21 protein-coding genes are annotated in these 20987 nt (G+C 67.1%); 8 read left to right on the forward strand and 13 right to left on the reverse strand.

The window, feature by feature from the left end; genetic code table 11:
• Positions 1–2: 2 nt before the first annotated feature.
• Together gatA and gatC are read right to left on the reverse strand one after the other, a co-directional pair.
• Positions 3–1538 (reverse strand): Asp-tRNA(Asn)/Glu-tRNA(Gln) amidotransferase subunit GatA, encoded by a 1536-nt coding sequence (gatA, locus tag HV742_RS05820; RefSeq protein ID WP_049076929.1) that lies wholly within the window; start codon positions 1536–1538, stop codon positions 3–5.
• Between the two features lie 3 nt (positions 1539–1541).
• Positions 1542–1850 (reverse strand): Asp-tRNA(Asn)/Glu-tRNA(Gln) amidotransferase subunit GatC, encoded by a 309-nt coding sequence (gene gatC, locus HV742_RS05825; protein ID WP_049076928.1) that lies wholly within the window; start codon positions 1848–1850, stop codon positions 1542–1544.
• Positions 1851–2078: 228 nt separating this feature from the next.
• On the opposite strand from gatC, the gene HV742_RS05830 reads away from it, so the two are divergent.
• From HV742_RS05830 to rodA, 5 genes are all read left to right on the forward strand, one after another.
• Positions 2079–3122 (forward strand): rod shape-determining protein, encoded by a 1044-nt coding sequence (locus tag HV742_RS05830; protein WP_006216320.1) that lies wholly within the window; start codon positions 2079–2081, stop codon positions 3120–3122.
• A gap of 84 nt (positions 3123–3206) precedes the next feature.
• On the forward strand, positions 3207–4091 hold the full coding sequence (gene mreC, locus HV742_RS05835; RefSeq protein ID WP_049076925.1) for a rod shape-determining protein MreC: 885 nt from the start codon (positions 3207–3209) through the stop codon (positions 4089–4091).
• Complete coding sequence (mreD, locus tag HV742_RS05840; RefSeq protein ID WP_059272793.1) at positions 4078–4647, forward strand: rod shape-determining protein MreD; 570 nt, start codon at positions 4078–4080, stop codon at positions 4645–4647. The genes mreC and mreD overlap by 14 nt, the downstream gene beginning before the upstream one ends.
• 17 nt (positions 4648–4664) lie before the next feature.
• Positions 4665–6593, forward strand: a complete 1929-nt coding sequence (gene mrdA / locus HV742_RS05845; RefSeq protein ID WP_175144667.1) for a penicillin-binding protein 2 — start codon at positions 4665–4667, stop codon at positions 6591–6593.
• Positions 6590–7726: a rod shape-determining protein RodA gene (rodA, locus tag HV742_RS05850; protein WP_049076918.1), complete on the forward strand. Its 1137-nt coding sequence runs from the start codon at positions 6590–6592 to the stop codon at positions 7724–7726. Before mrdA ends, rodA begins: the two co-directional genes overlap by 4 nt.
• Before the next feature lie 847 nt (positions 7727–8573).
• Here rodA and HV742_RS05855 read toward each other — a convergent pair.
• From HV742_RS05855 to argB, 5 genes are all read right to left on the reverse strand, one after another.
• A complete protein-coding gene (locus HV742_RS05855) occupies positions 8574–9623 on the reverse strand; it encodes an Ldh family oxidoreductase (protein WP_049076915.1) in 1050 nt (349 codons plus the stop codon).
• Positions 9624–9635: 12 nt separating this feature from the next.
• A complete protein-coding gene (locus HV742_RS05860; RefSeq protein ID WP_080977523.1) occupies positions 9636–11129 on the reverse strand; it encodes a DASS family sodium-coupled anion symporter in 1494 nt (497 codons plus the stop codon).
• A gap of 286 nt (positions 11130–11415) precedes the next feature.
• A complete protein-coding gene (gene slmA / locus HV742_RS05865; protein WP_049076910.1) occupies positions 11416–11991 on the reverse strand; it encodes a nucleoid occlusion factor SlmA in 576 nt (191 codons plus the stop codon).
• Between the two features lie 55 nt (positions 11992–12046).
• Entirely contained in the window at positions 12047–12793 is a 747-nt protein-coding gene (locus HV742_RS05870) for a pyrimidine 5'-nucleotidase (protein WP_049076907.1), read from the reverse strand.
• Positions 12793–13695: an acetylglutamate kinase gene (gene argB, locus HV742_RS05875; RefSeq protein ID WP_026382124.1), complete on the reverse strand. Its 903-nt coding sequence runs from the start codon at positions 13693–13695 to the stop codon at positions 12793–12795. Before argB ends, HV742_RS05870 begins: the two co-directional genes overlap by 1 nt.
• 335 nt (positions 13696–14030) lie before the next feature.
• Between argB and HV742_RS05880 the strand changes: the two genes are divergently transcribed.
• Positions 14031–14819 carry a MetQ/NlpA family ABC transporter substrate-binding protein gene (locus tag HV742_RS05880; protein WP_049076905.1) on the forward strand — a complete coding sequence of 263 codons (789 nt, stop codon included), beginning with the start codon at positions 14031–14033 and terminating at the stop codon, positions 14817–14819.
• A gap of 203 nt (positions 14820–15022) precedes the next feature.
• On the opposite strand, the gene HV742_RS05885 is transcribed toward HV742_RS05880, so the two are convergent.
• The 4 genes from HV742_RS05885 to HV742_RS05900 are packed head-to-tail and all read right to left on the reverse strand — an operon-like array spanning position 15023 to position 17354.
• Positions 15023–15517 (reverse strand): peroxiredoxin family protein, encoded by a 495-nt coding sequence (locus tag HV742_RS05885; protein ID WP_049076901.1) that lies wholly within the window; start codon positions 15515–15517, stop codon positions 15023–15025.
• Positions 15514–16260, reverse strand: a complete 747-nt coding sequence (locus HV742_RS05890; RefSeq protein ID WP_175144668.1) for a BON domain-containing protein — start codon at positions 16258–16260, stop codon at positions 15514–15516. The genes HV742_RS05885 and HV742_RS05890 overlap by 4 nt, the downstream gene beginning before the upstream one ends.
• Positions 16257–16850, reverse strand: a complete 594-nt coding sequence (locus HV742_RS05895; RefSeq protein WP_006389868.1) for a phosphoheptose isomerase — start codon at positions 16848–16850, stop codon at positions 16257–16259. Before HV742_RS05895 ends, HV742_RS05890 begins: the two co-directional genes overlap by 4 nt.
• A 30-nt stretch (positions 16851–16880) precedes the next feature.
• Entirely contained in the window at positions 16881–17354 is a 474-nt protein-coding gene (locus tag HV742_RS05900; protein WP_049076889.1) for a YraN family protein, read from the reverse strand.
• Positions 17355–17422: 68 nt separating this feature from the next.
• On the opposite strand from HV742_RS05900, the gene rsmI reads away from it, so the two are divergent.
• Positions 17423–18352: a 16S rRNA (cytidine(1402)-2'-O)-methyltransferase gene (gene rsmI, locus HV742_RS05905; RefSeq protein WP_049076886.1), complete on the forward strand. Its 930-nt coding sequence runs from the start codon at positions 17423–17425 to the stop codon at positions 18350–18352.
• Between the two features lie 4 nt (positions 18353–18356).
• On the forward strand, positions 18357–18971 hold the full coding sequence (locus HV742_RS05910) for a methylated-DNA--[protein]-cysteine S-methyltransferase (RefSeq protein ID WP_054419855.1): 615 nt from the start codon (positions 18357–18359) through the stop codon (positions 18969–18971).
• A 15-nt stretch (positions 18972–18986) separates the two neighbouring features.
• On the opposite strand, the gene HV742_RS05915 is transcribed toward HV742_RS05910, so the two are convergent.
• Both HV742_RS05915 and rapZ read right to left on the reverse strand, forming a co-directional pair.
• Positions 18987–19943 carry a septal ring lytic transglycosylase RlpA family protein gene (locus HV742_RS05915; protein ID WP_049076883.1) on the reverse strand — a complete coding sequence of 319 codons (957 nt, stop codon included), beginning with the start codon at positions 19941–19943 and terminating at the stop codon, positions 18987–18989.
• Positions 19940–20812: an RNase adapter RapZ gene (gene rapZ / locus HV742_RS05920; RefSeq protein WP_049078186.1), complete on the reverse strand. Its 873-nt coding sequence runs from the start codon at positions 20810–20812 to the stop codon at positions 19940–19942. The genes HV742_RS05915 and rapZ overlap by 4 nt, the downstream gene beginning before the upstream one ends.
• Positions 20813–20987 lie beyond the last annotated feature (175 nt).

Here is a 20987-nt window from a genome sequence, read left to right on the forward strand (position 1 = left end):
GCTTAGGCGTCCTGCTGGGCCGGCGTGGCCTTGTGCCACGTCGTGACTTGTTGGTAGCGGTCGGCGATGGCCAGGAGGCGGCCTTCGTCGAAGTAGTTGCCGATGATCTGCAGACCGACGGGGCGGCGGCCCGCGCCGCCGAAGCCGCAGGGCACGGACATCGCGGGCAGGCCCGCCAGGCTGACGCCCAGCGTGTAGACGTCGGCCAGCCAGTCGGCGGTGGGGTCGTCGCGGTTGTCGCCGATGTTCTTGGCCACCGTCGGGGTCACCGGGCCCATGATGACGTCGCACTGGCCGGCGAAGGCGCGCTGGAAGTCCTGGGCGATCATGCGGCGCAGGCGCTGGGCCTGCAGGTAATAGGCGTCGTAATAGCCGTGGGACAGCACGTAGGTGCCGATCAGGATGCGGCGCTTGACCTCGTCGCCGAAGCCTTCGGCGCGCGAGCGGCTGATCATCTCGTTCAGGTCGCCGTACTGCTTGGCGCGGTGGCCGTAGCGCACGCCGTCGTAGCGCGCCAGGTTGCTCGACGCTTCGGCGGGGGCGATGACGTAGTAGGCGGGGATGGCCAGCTCGGTGCGCGGCAGCGACACCGGCACGCGCACCGCACCCAGGGCTTCGAACTGGGCCAGCGCGGCCTGCACCGCGGCGGCCACGTCCGGGGCCAGGCCGGCGCCGAAGTATTCCTCGGGCACGCCAATGCGCAGGCCCTTCAGGGGCTGGCTGCCGGCGGCGTCGAACCTGCCTTGCGCGGCATCGAAATCGCGCCGCACGCGGCCCGGTTCATTGACGGCGGCGTCGCATTTTTCCAGGCTGGTGGCGTCGCGCGGATCAAAGCCGCTGATGACATCCAGCAGTTCGAGCAGATCGCGGCTGCTGGGAGCCAGCGGGCCGGCCTGGTCCAGGCTGGAGCCGAAGGCGACCATGCCGTAGCGCGACACGGTGCCGTAGGTCGGCTTGATGCCGCTGACGCCGCACAGCGCGGCGGGCTGGCGCACCGAACCGCCGGTGTCGGTGCCGGTGGCGGCGGCCACCAGGCGGGCGGCGACCGCCGCGGCCGAACCGCCCGACGAACCGCCGGGCACGGCGGCCGGGTCCCAGGGGTTGCGGACCGCGCCGTAGGCCGAGTTCTCGTTGCCCGAACCCATGGCGAACTCGTCGCAGTTGAGCTTGCCCAGCGACACGGCGCCGGCGGCCTGCAGGCGCTCGACCACGGTGGCGTCGAACGGGCTGACGTAGCCGTCCAGCATCTTGCTGCCGGCGGTGGTGCGCCAGCCGCGGGTGACGAAGGCGTCCTTGTGGGCGATGGGCACGCCGGCCAGCGGACCGGCATTGCCGGCGGCCAGCGCGGCATCGGCGGCGCGGGCCTGGGCCAGCGTCAATTCGGCATCAATATGTAAGAAGGCGTTCAGGCCGCTGGCCGCCTCGGCGGCCGCCAGCGAGCTTTGCGCCAGTTCGACGGCGCTGACCTGGCGTTGGGCGAGGGCCGCGCGCAGGGCGGCGATCCCCTCGAATTGAGTATGCAGGGCGGGTTGGGTCATGGCTTAATCGAGAACCTTGGGGACCAGGAAAAGACCGTCCTGGGCGTCGGGAGCATTGGCCAGCAGTTCGGCGCGGCGGGCCTCCGAGGCGGTTTCGGTCACGGCGTCCTGGCGCAGGCGCAGCACGATGTCCTCGTGGGCCGACAACGGGTGGGCCAGGGGGTCGACGCCCTGGGTGTCGACGGCCTGCAGCCGTTCGATCAGGTGGAGGATGCCGTTGAGTTCGGCCTGCGCGTGGGCGCGCTGGTCCGGGGTCAGTTCGATTCTGGCCAGCCTGGCAATGCGGGCCACATCTGTGTCATTGAGCGCCATGGGGAGTGCGAATATCGAGAAGCGGAGGCCGAGGGGCGGGACTGGGCAGTATGCACATGCCAAACCCGTTACAAAGCTTGAATAGCCTGCATTTATGCGCTATTTCCGGGGAAATTATAAGTTATGATTCACGGTTTAATCGCCGTGATGACAGGCGCACCCAGGCTTTCCTGGGTCGTACGCCCCGCGGCATGACCCCAATTCCCCCCAGAATTTAGCTGAGCTCCCATGTTCGGATTCCTGCGCAGTTATTTTTCCAGCGATATGGCGATCGACCTCGGTACCGCCAATACGCTGATCTACGTCCGCGGCAAGGGCATCGTGCTCGATGAGCCCTCCGTGGTCGCGATCCGTCATGAAGGCGGGCCTCACGGCAAGAAGATCATCCAGGCCGTCGGCCACGAAGCCAAGCAGATGCTCGGCCGCGTGCCCGGCAACATCGAGGCCATCCGGCCCATGAAGGACGGCGTCATCGCCGACTTCACGGTCACCGAGCAGATGCTCAAGCAGTTCATCCGCATGGTGCACCCGCGCAACATGCTGGCGCCCAGCCCGCGCATCATCGTGTGCGTGCCCTGCGGTTCCACCCAGGTGGAACGCCGCGCCATCCGCGAATCGGCCCTTGGCGCCGGCGCCTCGCACGTGTTCCTGATCGAAGAACCCATGGCCGCGGCCATCGGCGCCGGCCTGGCCGTCTCCGACGCCAGCGGCTCCATGGTCGTGGACATCGGCGGCGGCACCACCGAAGTGGCGGTCATCTCGCTGGGCGGCATGGTCTACAAGGGTTCGGTGCGTGTTGGCGGCGACAAGTTCGACGAGGCCATCGTCAACTACATCCGCCGCAACTACGGCATGCTGATCGGCGAACCCACCGCCGAACTGATCAAGAAGGAAATCGGCTCGGCATTCCCGGGTTCCGAAGTCCGTGAAATCGAAGTCAAGGGCCGCAACCTGGCCGAAGGCGTGCCGCGCAGCTTCACGGTCTCGTCCAACGAGATCCTGGAATCGCTCACCGATCCGCTCAACCAGATCGTCTCGGCCGTCAAGATCGCCCTGGAACAGACCCCGCCCGAACTCGGCGCCGACATCACCGACAAGGGCATCGCCCTGACCGGTGGCGGCGCGCTGCTGCGCGACCTCGACCGCCTGCTGCAGGAAGAAACCGGCCTGCCGGTGGTGGTCGCCGATGATCCCCTGACCTGCGTCGTGCGCGGTTGCGGCGAGGCGCTGGAACACCTTGAGAAACTGGGCGCCATCTTCATCAACGACTAATTCTGCCCGCCAGCCCGGAGCCCCGCTTTTCCACGGCTCCGGCCGCTGCGGGGGCTGCGGGCGCGGGCGCCCGGGCTGAGATTCATGCAACGACAAGGGACTCCTCCCCTATTCAGGCGCGGCCCTCCGGCGGAGGTGCGGCTGGTCATCCTGGTCGTCCTGGCACTGGCTTTGATCATCATGGATTCGCAATGGCGCATGCTGGAACCGGCGCGCCGGGCGATGTCCGTGGCGCTTTACCCCTTCCAGCGCGCCGTCATGGCGCCGCGCGACCTGGTCCAACAGGTCAACGAATGGGTCAACGCCGCCAACCTCATCCGCACTGAAAACGAAGCCCTGCAGCGCCAGCGCATCGAATTGGCCCAGGTGGCCACGCACGCCGCCCAGCTGGCCGCCGAAAACGCTCAATTGCGCCGCCTGCTCGGCGTCACCGACACCGTGGCGCAGTCGGCCGTGGTGGTGGAAGTGCTGTACGAACCCACCAACGCCTTCAACCAGCGGCTGGTGTTCAACAAGGGCAGCAAGGCCGGCCTGGCGCCGGGCATGCCGGTGATCGACGAAGGCGGCGTGGTCGGCCAGATCGTGCGCGTCACGCCCATGACGGCCGAGGCCGCCCTGGTCACCGACGAACAGGTGTCGATCCCGGTCCAGTTGCTGCGCAATGGTCTGCGGCTGATCGCCTTCGGCGGGAATTCTCCCGGCAAGATGGAAGTTCGTTACCTCGCCGCCAATGCCGACATCAAGGAAGGCGATACCATCGTCACCAGCGGCGTCGGCGGGCTGTTTCCCGCCGGCCTGCCGGTGGCCAAGGTAACCTCGGTCGAGCGCGACACCGCTTCCGGCTTCGCGCGCGCCGTCTGCGAGCCGCTGGCCCACCCTGAACGCTATCGCCACTTCCTGGTCCTGCAGGTGGATGTGGAACGTGCCGAGTCCAACCGTCAGGAGGTCGATTCCGGTGGATCGGACTAATCAATCATCATCCGGGCAACCCCGGCGCCGCCTGGGCACGCCCAGCAACGTGCACCCGGAACGCCTGTCGGGCCCCGCGCACGGGGTCTTTGTCTGGGGCACCATCCTGCTGGTCTGGCTGGTGTCGCTGCTGCCCTGGCGCCTGTGGCAGGGCGCGCCGGATGTCCTGATCCTGATCATTGCCTTCTGGTGCGTGCACGAGCCGCGCCGGGTCGGCCTGTTCACCGCCTTCTTCTTCGGCCTGCTGATGGACGTGCATGACGCCGGCCTGCTCGGCGAACACGCGCTGTCCTACACCCTGGTCGCCTATGGCGCCGTGGTGCTGCACCGCCGCCTGCAACGGTTCGACCTCTGGAGCCAGGCCATGCACATGCTGCCGGTGTTCCTGATCGCCCGTTTCCTCACCCAGATCATCCACGCCTGGCTGGCCGGCAAGTGGCCGGGTTGGGATTGGGGCGTCAGCGTGGCCATCACGGCCGCCCTGTGGCCGCTGGCGGGCTGGGTGCTGCACTTGCCGCAGCGCGGCGCCGACGACGCCGAATCTTCCTCCGCCTGACGGCGGCGCCGCGTCCCATGTTCGAATTCAAGAAAACCGGCCAGCAGCAGAAGCAGCGCTTCCGCCTGCGCGCCTGGGTGGGCGGCATCTTCGCGCTGGCCTGCTTCGGCGTGCTGGTGGGCCGGTTCTGGTACCTGCAGGTCGACCGCTACGAGGGCCTGTCCGAGCGCGCCGACCGCAACCGCATCGCGGTGGTGCCGATTCCGCCGCGCCGCGGCGAGATCCTCGACCGCAACGGCGAGGTGCTGGCGCGCAACTACCGCACCTACACGCTCGAAGTGGTGCCGGCCCAGGCCGGCAACATGAACGCGCTGTTCGAGCGGTTGACGCAGGTGGTCTATATCAGCCCGGCCGACCAGCGCCGCTTCAAGCGCCGCGCGGCCGAGTCCAGCCGCTACGCCAGCCTGCAGCTGCGCAACAACCTCAACGAAACCGAGGCGGCCTGGTTCGCCGCCCATGCCTTCCAGTTTCCGGGCGTCGAGCTGCGCGCGCGCTGGGTGCGCGAGTATCCGCAAGGCCAGTCCGCCGCCCACGTGGTTGGCTACATCGGCCGCATTGCCGAGGGCGACATCGAAGAACTCGAGCGCGCCGGCCAATTGGGCAACTACCGCGGCACCGACGTCATCGGCAAGAAGGGCATCGAGAAGACCTGGGAAGAAGCGCTGCATGGCCGCACCGGCCTGGAAGAGGTCGAGGTGACCGCGGGCGGCCGTCCCATGCGCACGCTGCGCCGCATCGACCCGGTGCCCGGCTCGGACATCATGCTGTCGATCGACCTGGGCCTGCAGAAAGTGGCCGAGGAGGCCTTCGAGGGCCAGCGCGGCGCGCTGGTGGCGATCGACCCCGACACGGGCGAGGTGCTGGCGTTCGTGTCGCAGCCCTCGTTCGACCCGAACCTGTTCGTCGATGGCATCGACGTGGACAACTGGCGCATGCTGAACGAGTCGCCGGACCATCCGCTGATCAACCGTCCCCTGTACGGCACCTATCCAATCGGTTCGACCTACAAGCCTTTCGTCGGCCTGGCGGCGCTGGAGCTGGGCAAGCGCCGCGCCACCGACCGCATCTCCGACCCGGGCTACTTCGAGTTTGGCGGGCAGAAGTTCCGCAACGCCGGCGGCGCCGCCTACGGCATGACCGACATGCACAAGGCCATCGTGGTGTCGTCGGACACGTATTTCTATTCGCTGGGTCCCGAGATCGGCGTGAACGCGCTGCACGATTTCACCAAGCAGTTCGGCTTCGGCCAGATCACCGGCATCGACCTTGAAGGCGAAAAGCGCGGCGTGCTGCCGTCCACCGACTGGAAGCGCGCGGCCTACAAGGACAAGGAACGCCAGCGCTGGTACGCCGGCGAGACCATCTCCGTGGCGGTGGGCCAGGGCTACAACGCCTTCACCCTGCTGCAGCTGGCGCAGGGCACTTCGACCCTGGCCAACAACGGCCTGTACCGTCGTCCGCACCTGGTGCACGCGGTGCGCGATCCGCGCTCGGGCGTGGCCAAGCCCACCGAGTCCGCGCCCGACTACCGCATTCCGCTCAAGCAGGCCAACGTCGACGTCATCAAGAACGCCATGGCCGACGTGGTCCGTGCCGGCACCGCGCGCCGCGCGTTTGCCAACGCGCCCTACCAGGCCGCCGGCAAGACCGGCACGGCCCAGGTGTTCAGCCTGCGCGGCGGCCACTATCGCGCCAGCGCCATCGACGAACGCCTGCGCGACCACGCGCTGTTCATGGGCTTCGCGCCGCTGGAACACCCGCGCATCGCGGTCGCCCTGATCGTCGAGAACGCCGGCTGGGGCGCCAGCGTGGCCGCGCCAGTGGCGCGCAAGGTATTCGACTACTGGCTGTCCAAGGACCGCCAGGACAAGATCCAGCGCCCGGAGCGCAACGCGTCGACGGCCTCGGTCGAAACCATCACCTCCGACCTGGTGCGCCAACAATGAAGCGTCTCGGCCTGATCCTGCTGCGCGTCTTCACGGCCTTCGACTGGCCGCTGCTGGCGATCCTGATGATGTTCGCCGCGCTCGGCCTGACCGTCATGCATTCGGCGGTGGGCGGCACCGACTGGCGCTTCGCCGAGCAGTCGCGCAACTTCATCATCGCCTTCTTCGCCATGTGGACCATGGCCCTGATCCCGCCCAAGTGGCTGATGAAGCTGGCGCTGCCGTTCTACGTGGTCGGCGTGGTGCTGCTGCTGGGCGTGGAATTCTTTGGCGAGACCAGCAAGGGCGCGACGCGCTGGCTCAACCTGGGCGTGACCCGCATCCAGCCGTCCGAGATGATGAAGATCGCCGTGCCCATGATGCTGGCCTGGTACTTCCAGCGCCACGAGGGCGCCGTGCGCATCCGCGACTTCCTGGCCGCCGCCGCGATGCTGGCGGCCCCCTTCGGCCTGATCGTGCTGCAACCCGACCTGGGCACCGCGCTGCTGGTGTTCGGCGCCGGTTTCTTCGTCATCTACTTCGCCGGCCTGTCGTTCAAGCTGCTGGTTCCCGTCATGCTGGCCGGCATCATCGGCATCGGCACGCTGGTGTACTACGAAGACCAGCTGTGCGAACCGGACGTCAACTGGGTGGTGCTGCACGACTACCAGAAGCACCGCGTCTGCACGCTGCTCAACCCCAGCTCCGACCCGCTCGGCAAGGGCTTCCACACGATCCAGTCGATGATCGCGGTGGGCTCTGGCGGCGTCTACGGCAAGGGGTACATGAAGGGCACGCAGACCCACCTGGACTTCATTCCCGAACGCACCACCGACTTCATCTTCGCCGTCTACGCCGAGGAATTCGGCCTGTACGGCGGCATCGCCATCCTGGTGCTGTACGGCCTGATGATGGCCCGTGGCCTGACCATCGCTTCGCGCGCGTCATCGCAGTTCGGGCGGTTGCTGTCCGGGGCGTTGACGATGATGCTGTTCATCTATGTATTTGTGAACGTGGGCATGGTGACGGGGATTCTGCCGGTGGTCGGGGTGCCATTGCCGTTCATGAGCTATGGGGGGACAGCCTTGTTCACCATGGGGATCGCGTTTGGGATCATGATGAGCATCAGTCGGCATCGGTCGGTCAAGAGCTGAGCGTTTTGCTTCGTAGGCTGCCCGGTGCGGGTGGCGCACGGGTGGGCGCGCCTGCGATTGCGGTCCGGAGCGTTCGCTCCGGACTTCCCCTTACTCAACCTCGTTGCCGCCTACGGCGGCTGCCTTCGGTTTCCGTCGGGCGCATCTGACGGCGCGCCCACCCGTGCGCCACCCGCACCGGGCTACCGCTGTCGAGAAATGTGGCGCTGCTGCAGCGTGGGGTAAGGAGAGAGTCTTGCGTCGCCCGCCGATGATGGCCGCGCGGGCGGCCATCATCGGCATACATGGTGTCTGGCGTCGGGGCGGGGTTCGCTGCGCGTGGTTGGACTACTTGTGTGCGCGGCGCATTCTGATGCATCCGAGAGCGCTGCTTTTCGATGCGGCATTGGCCGCTTTTCGATGTGGTGGTAGCCGTCAGTCAGTCTTGAGCCTACGATGCCGATGAACATAACACGTCCCCTCACCAGCGGCGCCGCCACCATCCCTTCGACGTCCCTCATCGCGTAAGCCCAAAAAGGCCGCCCGCGCGGCCGGCTTTGGGCGGGCCCCGCAAGATCCTCCTCTCCCCCTCCGTCGCTGGCAAAAACGCCAAGCACCCAATTCGCCCCTGCGATGTTGAACCCGAGACGACGTGAGCCCGTTGCGTTGGCGGGCGGGGGGCGGCGGGGCGTGTAGATGCGCCCGAGGGAAACCGTAGGGAGCCGAAGGCGTACGAGGTTGACAACGGGGCAGTCCGGAGCGAACGCTCCGGACCGCAATCGTAGCCCCGCCGCCCCCCGCCCGCCAACGCAACGGGCGGCTCAAGAACCCCTGAGCCGCCCGCAAAAACAACCGTAAACACAAATCCTCAAGGCAACGCTTCAGGCACCCCTAAGTCCGCGGCCAGCTTCTTCAACCCCTCCCAGATGGGAGGCGCGAATTCCAGCGACTCCGCGTTCAGCTCGCGGTTGCGGGCTTCGTACTCGCCCGGATACTGGACGCCGTCCACGCCCGGTTGCGGCGGGCAGGCATGCAGGTAGTCGATGAACGCGCCCACTTCCATCGAGCGCCAGTCCGTATTGAAGTCCACCTGCGGATCCAGCAGCAGCGCGAACATGTTGTTCGTCGCCACCCCGTTGCGCGGATGCTCCGGCTGGATCGTGCCGCCGCCGGACAGCACGCCCGCCAGCAGCTCGGCCACCAGGCCCATCGCGTAACCCTTGTGGCCGCCGAACGGCAGCAGCGCGCCTGGCGGATCGGTGAACAGCGCGCCCGGATCCGTGGTCGGATTGCCCTGCGCATCGATCAGCGACCCCGGCGGCGCTTGTTCGCCCTTGGCCGCCAGCACGCGGGCCTTGTTCACCGCGATCGAGCTGGTCGCCATGTCGACGATGAAAGGCGGGCGGCCGCCCGGCAGCGGCCCGGCGAAGCACAGCGGATTGGTTGTCAGGCAGGCGCGCGCGCCGCCGAACGGCGCCACGGTGGGGGCGCGGTTGATCACGTTGGTGAAGGCCAGCAGGATCAGGCCCTTGGCTGCCACCATCTCGCCGTAATGGCCCATGCGGCCCAGGTGGTGGCTGCGGCGCAGCGTCAGGATGCACTGGCCGTGCTCCTGCGTGCGCTCGATGGCCTTCTCGATCACGACCTTGCCGATGTACTGGCCCAGGCCGTTGTGGCCGTCGTAGGCCAGCATTGCGCCACGGTCGTTGAGCAGCTCGGGGCGGCCGTCGGCCTGCGCCAGGCCTTCGCCCAGCACACGCCGGTAGTTGGTCAGGATCGACAGGCCGTGGCTGGTGTAGCCGACCCGGTCGGACTCCACCAGGTGCTCGGCCACGTCGCGGGCGATGTCTTCCGGCACGCCTTGCGCCATCAGCACGCGGCGGCCGTATTCATTGGCTTGGGCGATGGAGATCTTCATGATGCGACCTCCTTACAGCCAGCCGAGCCAGCGCCAGTAGGTCATGCCCATCAGCATCATCAGCGCATAGCCGACGAGGGTGACCAGGATGCCGACCTTGGCGAACTGCTTGGCGTTGAAGGTTTCGGTGCCCAGGCACACCATGTTCTGCGGCGCGTTGATCGGCAGGATGAAGCCGTAGCTGACCACGAAGCCCAGCAGCATGGTCATGCCCAGGCGGCTGAAGTCGCCCGGCAGCGTGGCCAGCACCGAGATCAGGATCGGCAGCATCGCCGAGGTCAGCGCGGTGGCGCTGGCGAACCCCAGGTGGATGATGATCAGAAAGGCCGACAGGATCGCGAAGATGGCCAGCGGGCCGAGGTGGTCCAGACCCGTGTGCGCCACCACTTGGTTGCCCAGCCATTGGCCGGCCTGCGTGGTCAGCAGCGCGGTGCCCAGGCTGATGCCGACGCCGAACACGATCACGGTGCCCCATGGAATGCGCGATTGCACGTCTTTCCAGGTCATCACGCCAAAGCGCGGCAGCAACAACAGGACCAGGCCGAAGTAGGTGGTCGAGGTGGTGTCGAACTTGTGCAGCTTGCCTTCGGTCGACCAGAACAGCAGCAGCATGATGGACACGGCCATCAGGCGTTTTTGCGCGCCGGTCATGGGGCCCAGTTCAAGCAGCGATTTCTCGACGGCTTCCTTGCCCCCCGCGATGCTGTCGCTTTCCGGCGGCAGCAGCTTGAGGACGATGACGATCAGCACGGCCGACATGATCAGCGACCACGGCGCGCCGGCGATCAGCCAGTCCGACCAGGCCACGCGCTGGCCAAGCATCTTTTCCATGAAGCCGACGGTCAGCAGGTTCTGCGCGGCGGCCGTCTGGATGCCGACGTTCCAGATGCTGGTGGCCTGCGCCACGATGATCATGATGCCGGCGGCGATGTTCGAGCGCTTGTCCACGCCGAAGGCCGCGATCACGCCCATCATGATGGGCACCACGGCGGCGCTGCGGGCAGTGGCGCTGGGCACCACCAGGCTCAGCACGATGGTCACCGCGATACATCCGATCAGGATGCGGCGCGTGCTGGTGCCGACCTTGGACAGCGTCACCAGCGCGATGCGCCGGTCCAGCCCGGTGAAGGTCATGGCCGCGGCGATGAACAGCGCGCCGGTGACCAGCGCCAGCGCCGAGTTGGCGAAGCCGGTCAGGGCCATGCTGATGGCGGCCGACGTGCCATAGACCACCTGCGGATCCTTGATGGTGGGCGCGGTGCCCAGCAGGAAGGCCATCAGCGTCGTGATCATGATCGCGCTGGCTTCGTAGGACACGGCTTCCGTGATCCACACCACCACCGCGAAGGCCAGGATGGCCAGCATGCGATGCCCTGCGACCGGCAGGTCGGCGGGCAGCGGCATCATCAACACGCCGATCATGACGAGGAAACCGGCGACCAGGCCGATCGGTATTTTGGTTTTCTTGGGGGCTTGCGAGGCAGGGACAGCGGTTTCCGCAGTCATATCCATCTCCGGTTGAGGTCAAACTGACGGCACGCCGCTGACAAGCCCGAGGCTGGATCAAAGCGAAGTGCCGACGCTACAGAATGATCGTGACGGCATTAAGGAAAACCCGTATTGATAGATGTCAATTCGGGGGGCAATCGTGCTTGTCGGAAAACCGATCCGGGGATTATGCTCGTCGGCCGCCGAAAATCGCAACCCTACGAATGTTGCATAAAAACAAACAAATGGCACAGCTACAGCCGCGCGAGACCGTTATTTCGTTCGTGTTATGGCGCGAATGAGGTCAGCCCAGCGCCAGGCGCAGTTGTTCGTCAAGGTGCAGCGTGGGCACCACGCGCCAGCCGCTCTGGGCGTACCGTAGCCAGCGCCCCAGCACCAGGTGCGTCAGCAGGCTGGCGTGCGCGGCCACATTGGCTTCGGGGGGCAGGCCGCCATCGGTGACGGCGATGCGCAGCGATTGCTTCAACGATGCCTCGATGCGGTCGTTGATGTGGTTGATCCGTTCCTGCAGGCGGTTGTCTTCCGTGACCAGGGCGTCGCCAGTCAGCACGCGCGTCATGCCCTTGTTGCGTTCCGAGAACGTCAGCAGCATCGACACCGTCTGGTGGGCCTGCGACAGCCCGTAGGGCTCGGCGATGGCGATCTGGTTCACCAGCGTAAAAATGCTGGTTTCGATGAATTCGATCAACCCCTCGAACATCTGCGCCTTGCTGGCGAAATGCCGGTAGAGCGCGGCTTCCGAGACCTCCAGGCGCGCGGCCAACGCCGCCGTGGTGATGCGCGAGGCGTGCGGCTGCTCCAGCATCTCGGCCAGGGTCTGCAGAATCTGGGTCTTGCGCTCGCCGGGTTTGGTCGCCATGGACGGGTCTGGTGTTACGCAGGCTGACGGTGAAGGAGGGAGGGCGCGCCGGCGATCAACCCCGCAAAGGGCGTCGGCGCAGCAGCAAATCACTGACGGAGTTTACCCGCAAGTCGACATACGACGGCCGTTGCGCGCGGCCGCGCGCAAACGGGGTCCCGGGATGGAACACATGCACCGTGCGCAGGCCGGCGCGGCGCGCGCCGCGCAGGTTGGCCAGGGTGTCCTCGACCAGCACCGCCTGACGCGCCGGCACGCCCTCGCGCGCCAGCACATAGCGCAGCAGCGCTGGCGACGGCTTGGGGCGGAATTCACCATGCAGGCGCATGTGCTCGATGGCCCACAGGCTGTCGAACTGTCGCAGGATGCCCAGTCGCCGCAGCACGGCGCGCGCGTAATGCAGCGGCGCGTTGGTCAGCAGCACCTTGCGGCCCGGCAGTTGCCGCAGCTTGTAGGCCAGTGCCTTCTCGGCGCGCACCAGCGGGTTGACGTCGAAATCGTGGCTGCGGTGCAGGAAGGCGTGCGGGTCGATGCCATGGTTGCGCACCATGCCGATCATTGTTGCGCCGTAGCGCTGCCAGTACTGCTTGCGCACCGCGTTGGCGGTGTCGATGTCCACGTCCAGCGCCTCGGCCACGGCCATCGTCATGCCGTGGTCGATCCGCGGAAAGATGGCGTGCGACGTGTCGTGCAGCGTGTTGTCCAGGTCAAACAACCACAGGCGCCCGGGGGCGCCTGTGGCGGTGCGGCGCGAGCGGCGCTGGCGCACCGCCGGCCGCAGCAGGGTGCGCAGCGCTCGCATCAGTGCGAGCTGATCATCGTGCCAACGCCCTGGTCGGTCAGGATTTCCAGCAGCAGGCAGTGCGGCACGCGGCCGTCGACGATGTGCACCGAGTTGACGCCGTTCTTGGCGGCATCCAGCGCCGACGAGATCTTGGGCAGCATGCCGCCCGAGATGGTGCCGTCGGCGAACAGTTCGTCGATGGTCTGGGCCGACAGGCTGCGCAGCAGCTTGCCGCCCTTGTCCAGCACGCCCGGGGTGTTGGTCAGCATCAGCAGTTTTTCGGCGCCCAGCACTTCGGCCATCTTGCCGGCGACGACGTCGGCGTTGATGTTGTAGGCGGTGCCGTCTTCACCGTAGCCGATGGGCGAGATGACCGGAATGAACTGGTCGTCCTGCAAGGCCTTGACCACCGCCGGCTCGACCAGGGTGATGTCGCCGACGAAGCCGATGTCGATCGGTTCGGCGGGATTCTCCTTGTTGGCCATCAGCTTCTTCTGGGCCTGGATCAGTCCGCCGTCCTTGCCGGTCAGGCCCACGGCCTTGCCGCCGACTTCGTTGATCATCATGACGATGTCCTGCTGGACCTGGCCGCCCAGCACCCATTCGACCACTTCCATGGTCTCGGCATCGGTGACGCGCATACCCTGGATGAAGGTGCCCTGCTTGCCGATGCGGCGCAACGCGTCGTCGATCTGCGGACCGCCGCCGTGCACCACCACCGGATTCAGCCCCACCAGCTTGAGCAGCACCACGTCATGCGCGAAGCTGCGCTGCAATCGCTCTTCCGTCATGGCGTTGCCGCCGTACTTGACCACGATGGTTTTGCCGTGGAATCGTCGGATGTAAGGCAGCGCTTCGGAGAGCACCGCGGCTTTGACAGCGGGAGACGAGACGGCAGCAGGGTCGGGGGTGTCGGTCATGGCAGCTAAGTCGGCAATAAGTAGGGTATGAAAGTTAGAGGTTGAAAGCCTTGTGCCGATGATGGCGCGAAGGCGTTGCCCCCAGTGGGGGCGAGAGGTCCCGCAGTAAAAAAATGCCTGCACAGGAACGCGTTGGCAACGCGGTAGCGCAAGCATACGACGGATTGTAGTCCCCACAGGTTTCTTATGCTTTAAACCTATGTTGATATGCCCGACAAATAACCGGCATTGGGGTAAATTGGGGGCGTTTTCGCAACGGAGCGCCCCTCACAAGGGGGATTCTCCACACCGGCTGGGCATTTGCCCCCAATTCCTACCTATAAAAGAGGCAACTCATGCGTTTGAATTTCGTCCGTTCCGCCCTGGTGGCATCGGCCCTGCTGGTGGCGGCCACCGCCGCCCACGCCGAAAAGATCGTCGTCGGCGCCACCCAGGTGCCGCACGCCGAGATCCTGGAAGTGGTCAAGCCGCAGCTGGCCAAGGAAGGCGTGGAACTCGACATCAAGGTCTTCAACGACTACGTCCAGCCCAACCTGCAACTGGCCGACAAGCAGCTCGACGCCAATTTCTTCCAGCACAAGCCGTATCTGGACACCTTCAACAAGGACCGCAAGGCCACGCTGGTGCCGGTCGCCCTGGTCCACGTCGAACCTTTCGGCGGCTACTCCAAGAAAATCAAGACCCTGGCCGAGCTGAAGGACGGCGCCACCGTCGCCATCCCGAACGACCCGTCCAACGGCGGCCGCGCCCTGGTGCTGCTGCAGAAACAGGGCATCATCAAGCTGAAGGATCCGTCCAACATCCTGGCGACCGCCGCCGATGTGGTCGAGAACCCCAAGAAGCTGAAGTTCCGCGAGCTCGAGGCCGCCATGCTGCCGCGCTCGCTGGATGACGTTGATCTGGCCCTGATCAACACCAACTACGCGCTGGAAGCCGGCCTGGTGCCGACCAAGGACGCGCTGTTCATCGAAGGCTCCGATTCGCCCTACGCCAACATCCTGGTGACTCGCGCCGACAACAAGGACGCGCCCGGGATCAAGAAGCTGGTCAACGCGCTGCACTCGCCCGAGGTGAAGAAGTTCATCGTCGACAAGTACAAGGGCGCCGTGGTGCCGGCGTTCTGATCGCGACGCGGACCTGTTCCCCCGCCGTAACCGCCCGCTCATGCGGGCGGTTTCTTTTTGGGCCAGGCCCTGGCTTCGGGCATGGGGGCGGGGGGCGGCCGGGGATTGGCGCGAGGCGTGGCCGAGCCCAGCCGGCCGGCCGTGGCCAAATGAAAACCGCCCGGCAGGCGGGCGGTTCATGGCGGCGGCCGAGCGGACCGGGTTCAGCCCGCGGCCAGCGCCTTCTCGACGGTGGCGTGGAATTCCGCCACGTCATACTCGCCCAGGTAGCGCTTGATGATGTGTCCCTGCTTGTCGATCAGGAAGGCCGTGGGCGTCAGGCGGATGTCGCCGAACGCGCGGGCGATGTCGCCCTTGGTGTCCAGCGCCACCGGGAACGGCAGCTTGCGGCTCTCGGCGAAGTTCAGCACGAAGTTGGGCGGATCGTAGTCCATGGCGACCGCGATCGCCTGGTAGCCCTTGCCCGCATACTCGTTGTAGGCGGAGATGGTTTCCGGCATCTGCTTGACGCAGGTGACACAGCTGGTGGCCCAGAACTTCACCAGCACCACCTTGCCGCGCAGGTCCTGCATGGAGAAGGTCTTGCCTTCCAGCGTGGTGAAGGTGACGTTCGGGGCGGTTTGCGCTGGGCGCAGGGTGAACCAGGCGCCGACGCCGACCGCCACCAGGACGGCCAGGGCTACGATGGCTTTTTTCATTTGATGGGCATGGCTTCTACGGTACTGCCACCGCTGCTGGGCGCGCTGCTGCCGCTGTCGGCAGCGCCCGCGCCGCTTTCGATGGGGGCCTTGGTTTCCGTGGTGGTCGACTTGCTGCCGCTGCTGGACAGGCGGATCGCTTCCTCGCGGCTGATGGTCTCGAACAGTTTTACCACTTTTGCCACGCCGCCGAGGTCGGCCACCGCGTTGGCGGCGTAATCGCCTTCGGCCTGCGTCACCTTGCCCATCAGGTAGACGACGCTATGGTCGGTGGTCACGGCGATGGTGCCGGAAGGCACGTACTTGGTGTTGATCAGCGCGGTCTTGGCCTTGGAGGTGAGCCAGGTATCGTTCGAGCGCACGCCGAAGGACGCGATCGGGCCCACGGTGAGCTGGTTGATCACCTGCTTGACGTTCTCGACGCTCTGGGCAATGGCGGTGGCCTGGGACTTGGCTTCCTCGGTGGGCACGTCGCCGGTCAGCAGCAGGTGGCCGCCGTAGGCCATGGCGTTCACGCGCGCCGCGTCGCCCAGCTTGTCGGAGATCTGCTTCTGGGCCTTGAAGGCCATGTTCTGGTCTTCGAGCTGGATGCCCGAGGTACGCCGGTCGGTCACCACCACCGCGGTGGTGGCGGCCGCGCCGCCCACGATCAGGGGGGCGCAGGCCGACAGCGACAGCACGGCGCCGGACAGGGCCGCGGCGAGCAGCAAGGGGCGGGTGGCGTGTCGGACGTCTGAAATCATTCGGTGTCTCCAAGCAGAAGAGCGTCAATGCCGTCGCAAAGCGCATGCAACAGCAGTATATGGACTTCCTGGATGCGCATCGTGCGATCGCTGGGAACACATAGATGGACGTCCATCGGCGTAATGAGTTCCCCCATGACGCCGCCGCCCTTGCCGGTCAGGGCCAGCACGTGCATTTCGCGGCTGGCGGCCGCTTCCATGGCGCGCACCACGTTGGGCGAATTGCCGCTGGTGGAAATGGCCACCAGCACGTCGCCGGCCTGGCCGAAGGCGTTGACCTGGCGTTCGAAGACCTCGTCGAAACCGTAGTCGTTGCCGACCGCGGTGAGGATCGAGGTGTCGGTATTCAGGGCGATGCCGGCCAGGGGCAGGCGTTCGCGCTCGAAGCGGCCCACCAGCTCGGCGATGAAATGTTGCGCGTCGGCGGCCGAGCCGCCGTTGCCGCAAGCCAGAATCTTGCCATTGTTGGCGAGGGCGCCGAACAGCACGTCCACCGCGATCGCCAGCGGCTCGGCCAGCACGTTCATGCTTTGTTCGTACGTGGCCATGGCGTCGCGAAAGTGCGACGTCATTCGAGAGGTCATATCCATGGGCGCGATTATCTCACGGGCGGACCGGAATCAAGCCAGCTCGAATGCCGCGCGCAGCCACTGGACCCGGTCGCCGTCGAACACGACTGCGTCGAAGCGGGCGGCCGGCATGCTGGCCCGCCAGTAGTGCCGGGCCAGTCGCGGCAGCCAGTGCGCCGCGGCGCGCGCCAGCCGCGCCTGCTTGTCGCGGCCGATGCTGGCGGCGGCGCCGCCATAGGCGTCGCTGCGGCGCGCGCGCACCTCGACGAACACCAGGACGTCGCCGTCGCGCATGGCCAGGTCGATCTCGCCCGCCGGGCAGGCGAGGTTACGGGCCAGCAACACCAGGCCGGCGCCCTGGAGCAGGCGTAGCGCGGCCTCTTCGTGGCTGTCGCCGATGCGCTGGCGCGGCGAGCGCCGGGGGGCGGGCGCGTCACCCCGCGGCCGTGGCGAGGCGCGCCGCCGGCGCCTGGCGGCCCGGCGGCGCGCTGCCAGGGCAAGTTCGAAAGCAAAGGTGTCATCCATCGGGGCCGGTCCGAAACGCGAGGCGATGGCGGCTACACTGGCATGGTTTTCCGCGTAAGTAGGCAGCAATGAATCAAAATGTCTCACCCCCGGTGGCCGGCGACGCCTGGACCCGCGTCGCTGAACGCGTGGCCGGGCAGCATTGGCCCGCCTCGACGCTGTATGTGGTGGCCACACCGATCGGCAATCTGGGCGACCTGGGGCTGCGCGCCTGGCATGCGCTGCAACGCGCCGACGTGATCGCGGCCGAAGACACCCGCGCCAGCCGCACGCTGCTGGACGCCTGGGGCGTCAGCACGCCGCTGATGGCGGCGCATCGCCACAACGAAGCCGCGGCGGCGCAGGCCATCTGTGAGCGCCTGGCGCAGGGCCAGCGCGTGGCGTTGGTCTCCGACGCGGGCGCGCCAGCGGTCAGCGATCCCGGCGCGCGCGTGGTGCGCGCGGTGCGCGAGGCCGGTTTCGCGGTGGTGCCGGTGCCCGGTCCCAGCGCCGTGATTGCCGCGCTGATGGGCAGCGGCGTCACCACCGACGAGAACCCCGCCTACGCCTTCGCCGGTTTTCCGCCGTCCAAGGCCACCGCGCGCCAGCGCTGGCTGCGCACCTGGTGCGCGCTGCCGGCGCCGGTGGTGATGTTCGAATCGCCGCACCGGCTGGCCGCGACGCTGGCCGATCTGCGGGAAGTCTGCGGCGACGCCCGTCTGCTGACGGTGGCGCGCGAGCTGACCAAGCGCTTCGAGGAAATCGCCACTTTCCCACTGGGCGAGGCGGCCGCCTGGCTGGCGGCCGACGCGCATCGCGAGCAGGGCGAATTCGTGCTGATCGCGCATGCCCAGGCGGGGCGCGAGGAAGACGAGGACGCCGATCCGCGCGCCGACGCCTTGCTGGACGCGCTGCTCGAAACCCTGTCGGTGCGCGACGCCTCGAAGATCGCCGCCAAGGTCACCGGCCTGTCGCGCGACGTCCTGTACAACCGGGCCCTGGCCCGCAAGAATGCGTAAGCCCATGATCTACACCGCAGAGACACGCAAGCGTCCCGGCGAAGCCGCGGAGCCGATCGTCTACCGTGACATCCCCACGCCGCTGGGCGAAATGCGTCTGGTCGCCAGTGCCAAGGGCCTGCGCGGCGCCTGGTTCACCGACCAGACCCTGCTGCCCTCGGCCGAGGGCTGGACCCGCAGCGAATCCGATCCGATCCTGGAGCAGGCGCGCCGCGAACTGGATGAGTGGTTCGCCGGCCAGCGCCGCGATTTCGAGGTGGCGCTGGATCCGGTGGGCACGCCGTTCCAGCATGAAGTCTGGCGCGCGCTGTGCAAGCTGGATTTCGGCCAGCTCGCCAGCTACGGCGAACTGGCGCGCACGGTGGGGCGGCCCAAGGGCGCCCAGGCCATCGGCGGCGCGGTGGGCCGCAATCCCGTCATCATCATCATTCCGTGCCACCGCGTCATCGGCGCCGATACCTCGCTGACCGGCTTCGGTGGCGGTCTGCCGCGCAAGCAGGCCCTGCTCAAGCACGAGGGCAGCCAATACCTGAGCCGCAATGCGCGCGCGCGCCGGGTCTGTGACGGCCAGGCGCAGTTGCCGTTCGAGCAGCCGGCGTTCGACTGGCCGGCGGCGTAGCGGGCGGGCGCCGCGCTATTGCGCGGCGATGCTGGGCGTGATGCCGATGCGGTCGGACACCAACTGCACCGCGTTCAGCGCGCTCTGGCGATCCGGATACGGGCCGATCTTGACCCGGTACAGGTTGTTGGCCTGTTCCACCGCGGCTGGGGGCGCCCCATCGGCGCCCAGTTGCGTGTTGATGCGGCTGACCAGCGATTGCGCATTGGCGGGCTGGCTGAACGCGCCCACCTGCAGATAGACGCTGCCGGCCGCGCCGATCTGGCGCACCGGCGCGCTCCCTGGCGCGGGCGCGGGCTGCTGCGCCAGCGGCTGGGGCTCCAGTGCCACCGGCGCGGCGGCGACAGGCGTGGCCACGGGGGTGGAACCGGTGGCCGAGGCGGGCGCTGGCGCCGGCGTCCCCTGGGAGGCCAGGCGACGGATCTCATCCTGCGGAATGCTCTCGACCACCACCTGGCCGCTGCCCGGCCCGATGATGCCCAGCTTGTAGGCCGCCACGTACGACAGGTCCATGATGCGGTCGCTGTGGAACGGTCCGCGGTCGTTGACCCGCACGATGATGGTTTTGCCGTTGACCAGGCTGGTGACGCGCGCGTAGCTGGGGATCGGCAGCGTGGTGTGGGCCGCCGTCATGGCGTACATGTCATAGGGCTCGCCGATCGAGGTCGAGTTGCCGTGGAATTTCTTGCCGTACCACGAGGCGATGCCCTGGCGCTTGTAGGGCTGGCCGCTGGTATCCGGCACATAGCGCTGGCCGAACACCACGTATGGACGATTGGCGCCGCTGGCGTAGGGCTCGATGCGCGGCACCGCGTCCGGCACCTGGTCCAGGTTGGAGGGCGGATTGGCGTCCGGGCCATCGTCCTTGTAGTACCCGCCCCCCTTCTTGCGCCCCCCGGTGGAAGAGCAGCCGGCCACGGCAATGGCCAGCAACAGCATCATCAGGATATGGAGCGGGCGGGACAGGATCATGCGGATTCGTCGGGCAGTTGGGTGCGATGGCGCACCAGCAGCGGGTCGTGGTCGGCGAAGCGCTTGGCCAGCTGTTCGACCACGTAGACCGAACGGTGCTGGCCGCCGGTGCAGCCGATGGCGACCGTGAGGTAATTGCGCGTGTCTTGCGTGTACTGCGGCAGCCAGCGATTCAGGAAGGCGGCGATGTCGTCGATCATCTGGCCCACCTGTTCGTAGCCGGACAGCCAGGTGGCGACCGGTTCGTCGCGGCCGGTCAGCGGACGCAGGTTGCGGTCATAGTAGGGATTGGGCAGGCAGCGCACGTCGAACACCAGGTCGGCGTCGCGCGGCACGCCGCGCTTGTAGGCAAAGGATTCGAAGGTCAGCACCAGCGGGGCGCGGTCGGCCTGGATCAGGTCGCGGATCCACGCGCGCAGTTGGCCCGGCGTGAGTTCGGAGGTATCGATGACGTGTTCCTGCTCGCGCAGCGGCGCCAGCAGTTCGCGTTCGAGCGCGATGCAGTCGGTCAGGGACGGCGCGGTGCCGCCGCGCTGCAGGCGATCGGTCAGCGGATGGCGGCGGCGCGATTCGGAATAGCGTTGCACCAGGGTGTCGGTGCTGGCGTCCAGGAACACCACGCGCAGGCTGGTGCCCATGGCGCGCAGCGCGGTGACCACGTCGGGCAGTTCGGCCAGCTCCCCGGGCGAGCGCACGTCGATGGCGACCGCCACGCGCTCCAGACCGTCGTCGCGGGCGTTGGCGATGAACTCGGTCAGGAACCGCACGGGCAGGTTGTCGACGCAGGTGTAGCTGGCGTCCTCGAGCATGCGCAGGGCCACGGACTTGCCTGAGCCTGAGATGCCGGTAACGAGGACGACTTTCAACATGGACATGATTGTGGCACGCTTTTGCAGGAGGATGCCGGCGGGTTGGCATCTGATATGGCCGTAAACTGCGAATCTGCGCCTGTACCGCTTTGAAGACCCTGGCGTAAGCTTGGGCACCGCACCGACCGATTCATCTACGCGCCCCGCCGCCATGCGCCTTCGGGGGTTGGACTTC

The organism is Achromobacter ruhlandii (assembly GCF_902859695.1).
In the GTDB taxonomy this organism is placed as follows: Bacteria; Pseudomonadota; Gammaproteobacteria; order Burkholderiales; family Burkholderiaceae_B; genus Achromobacter; species Achromobacter ruhlandii.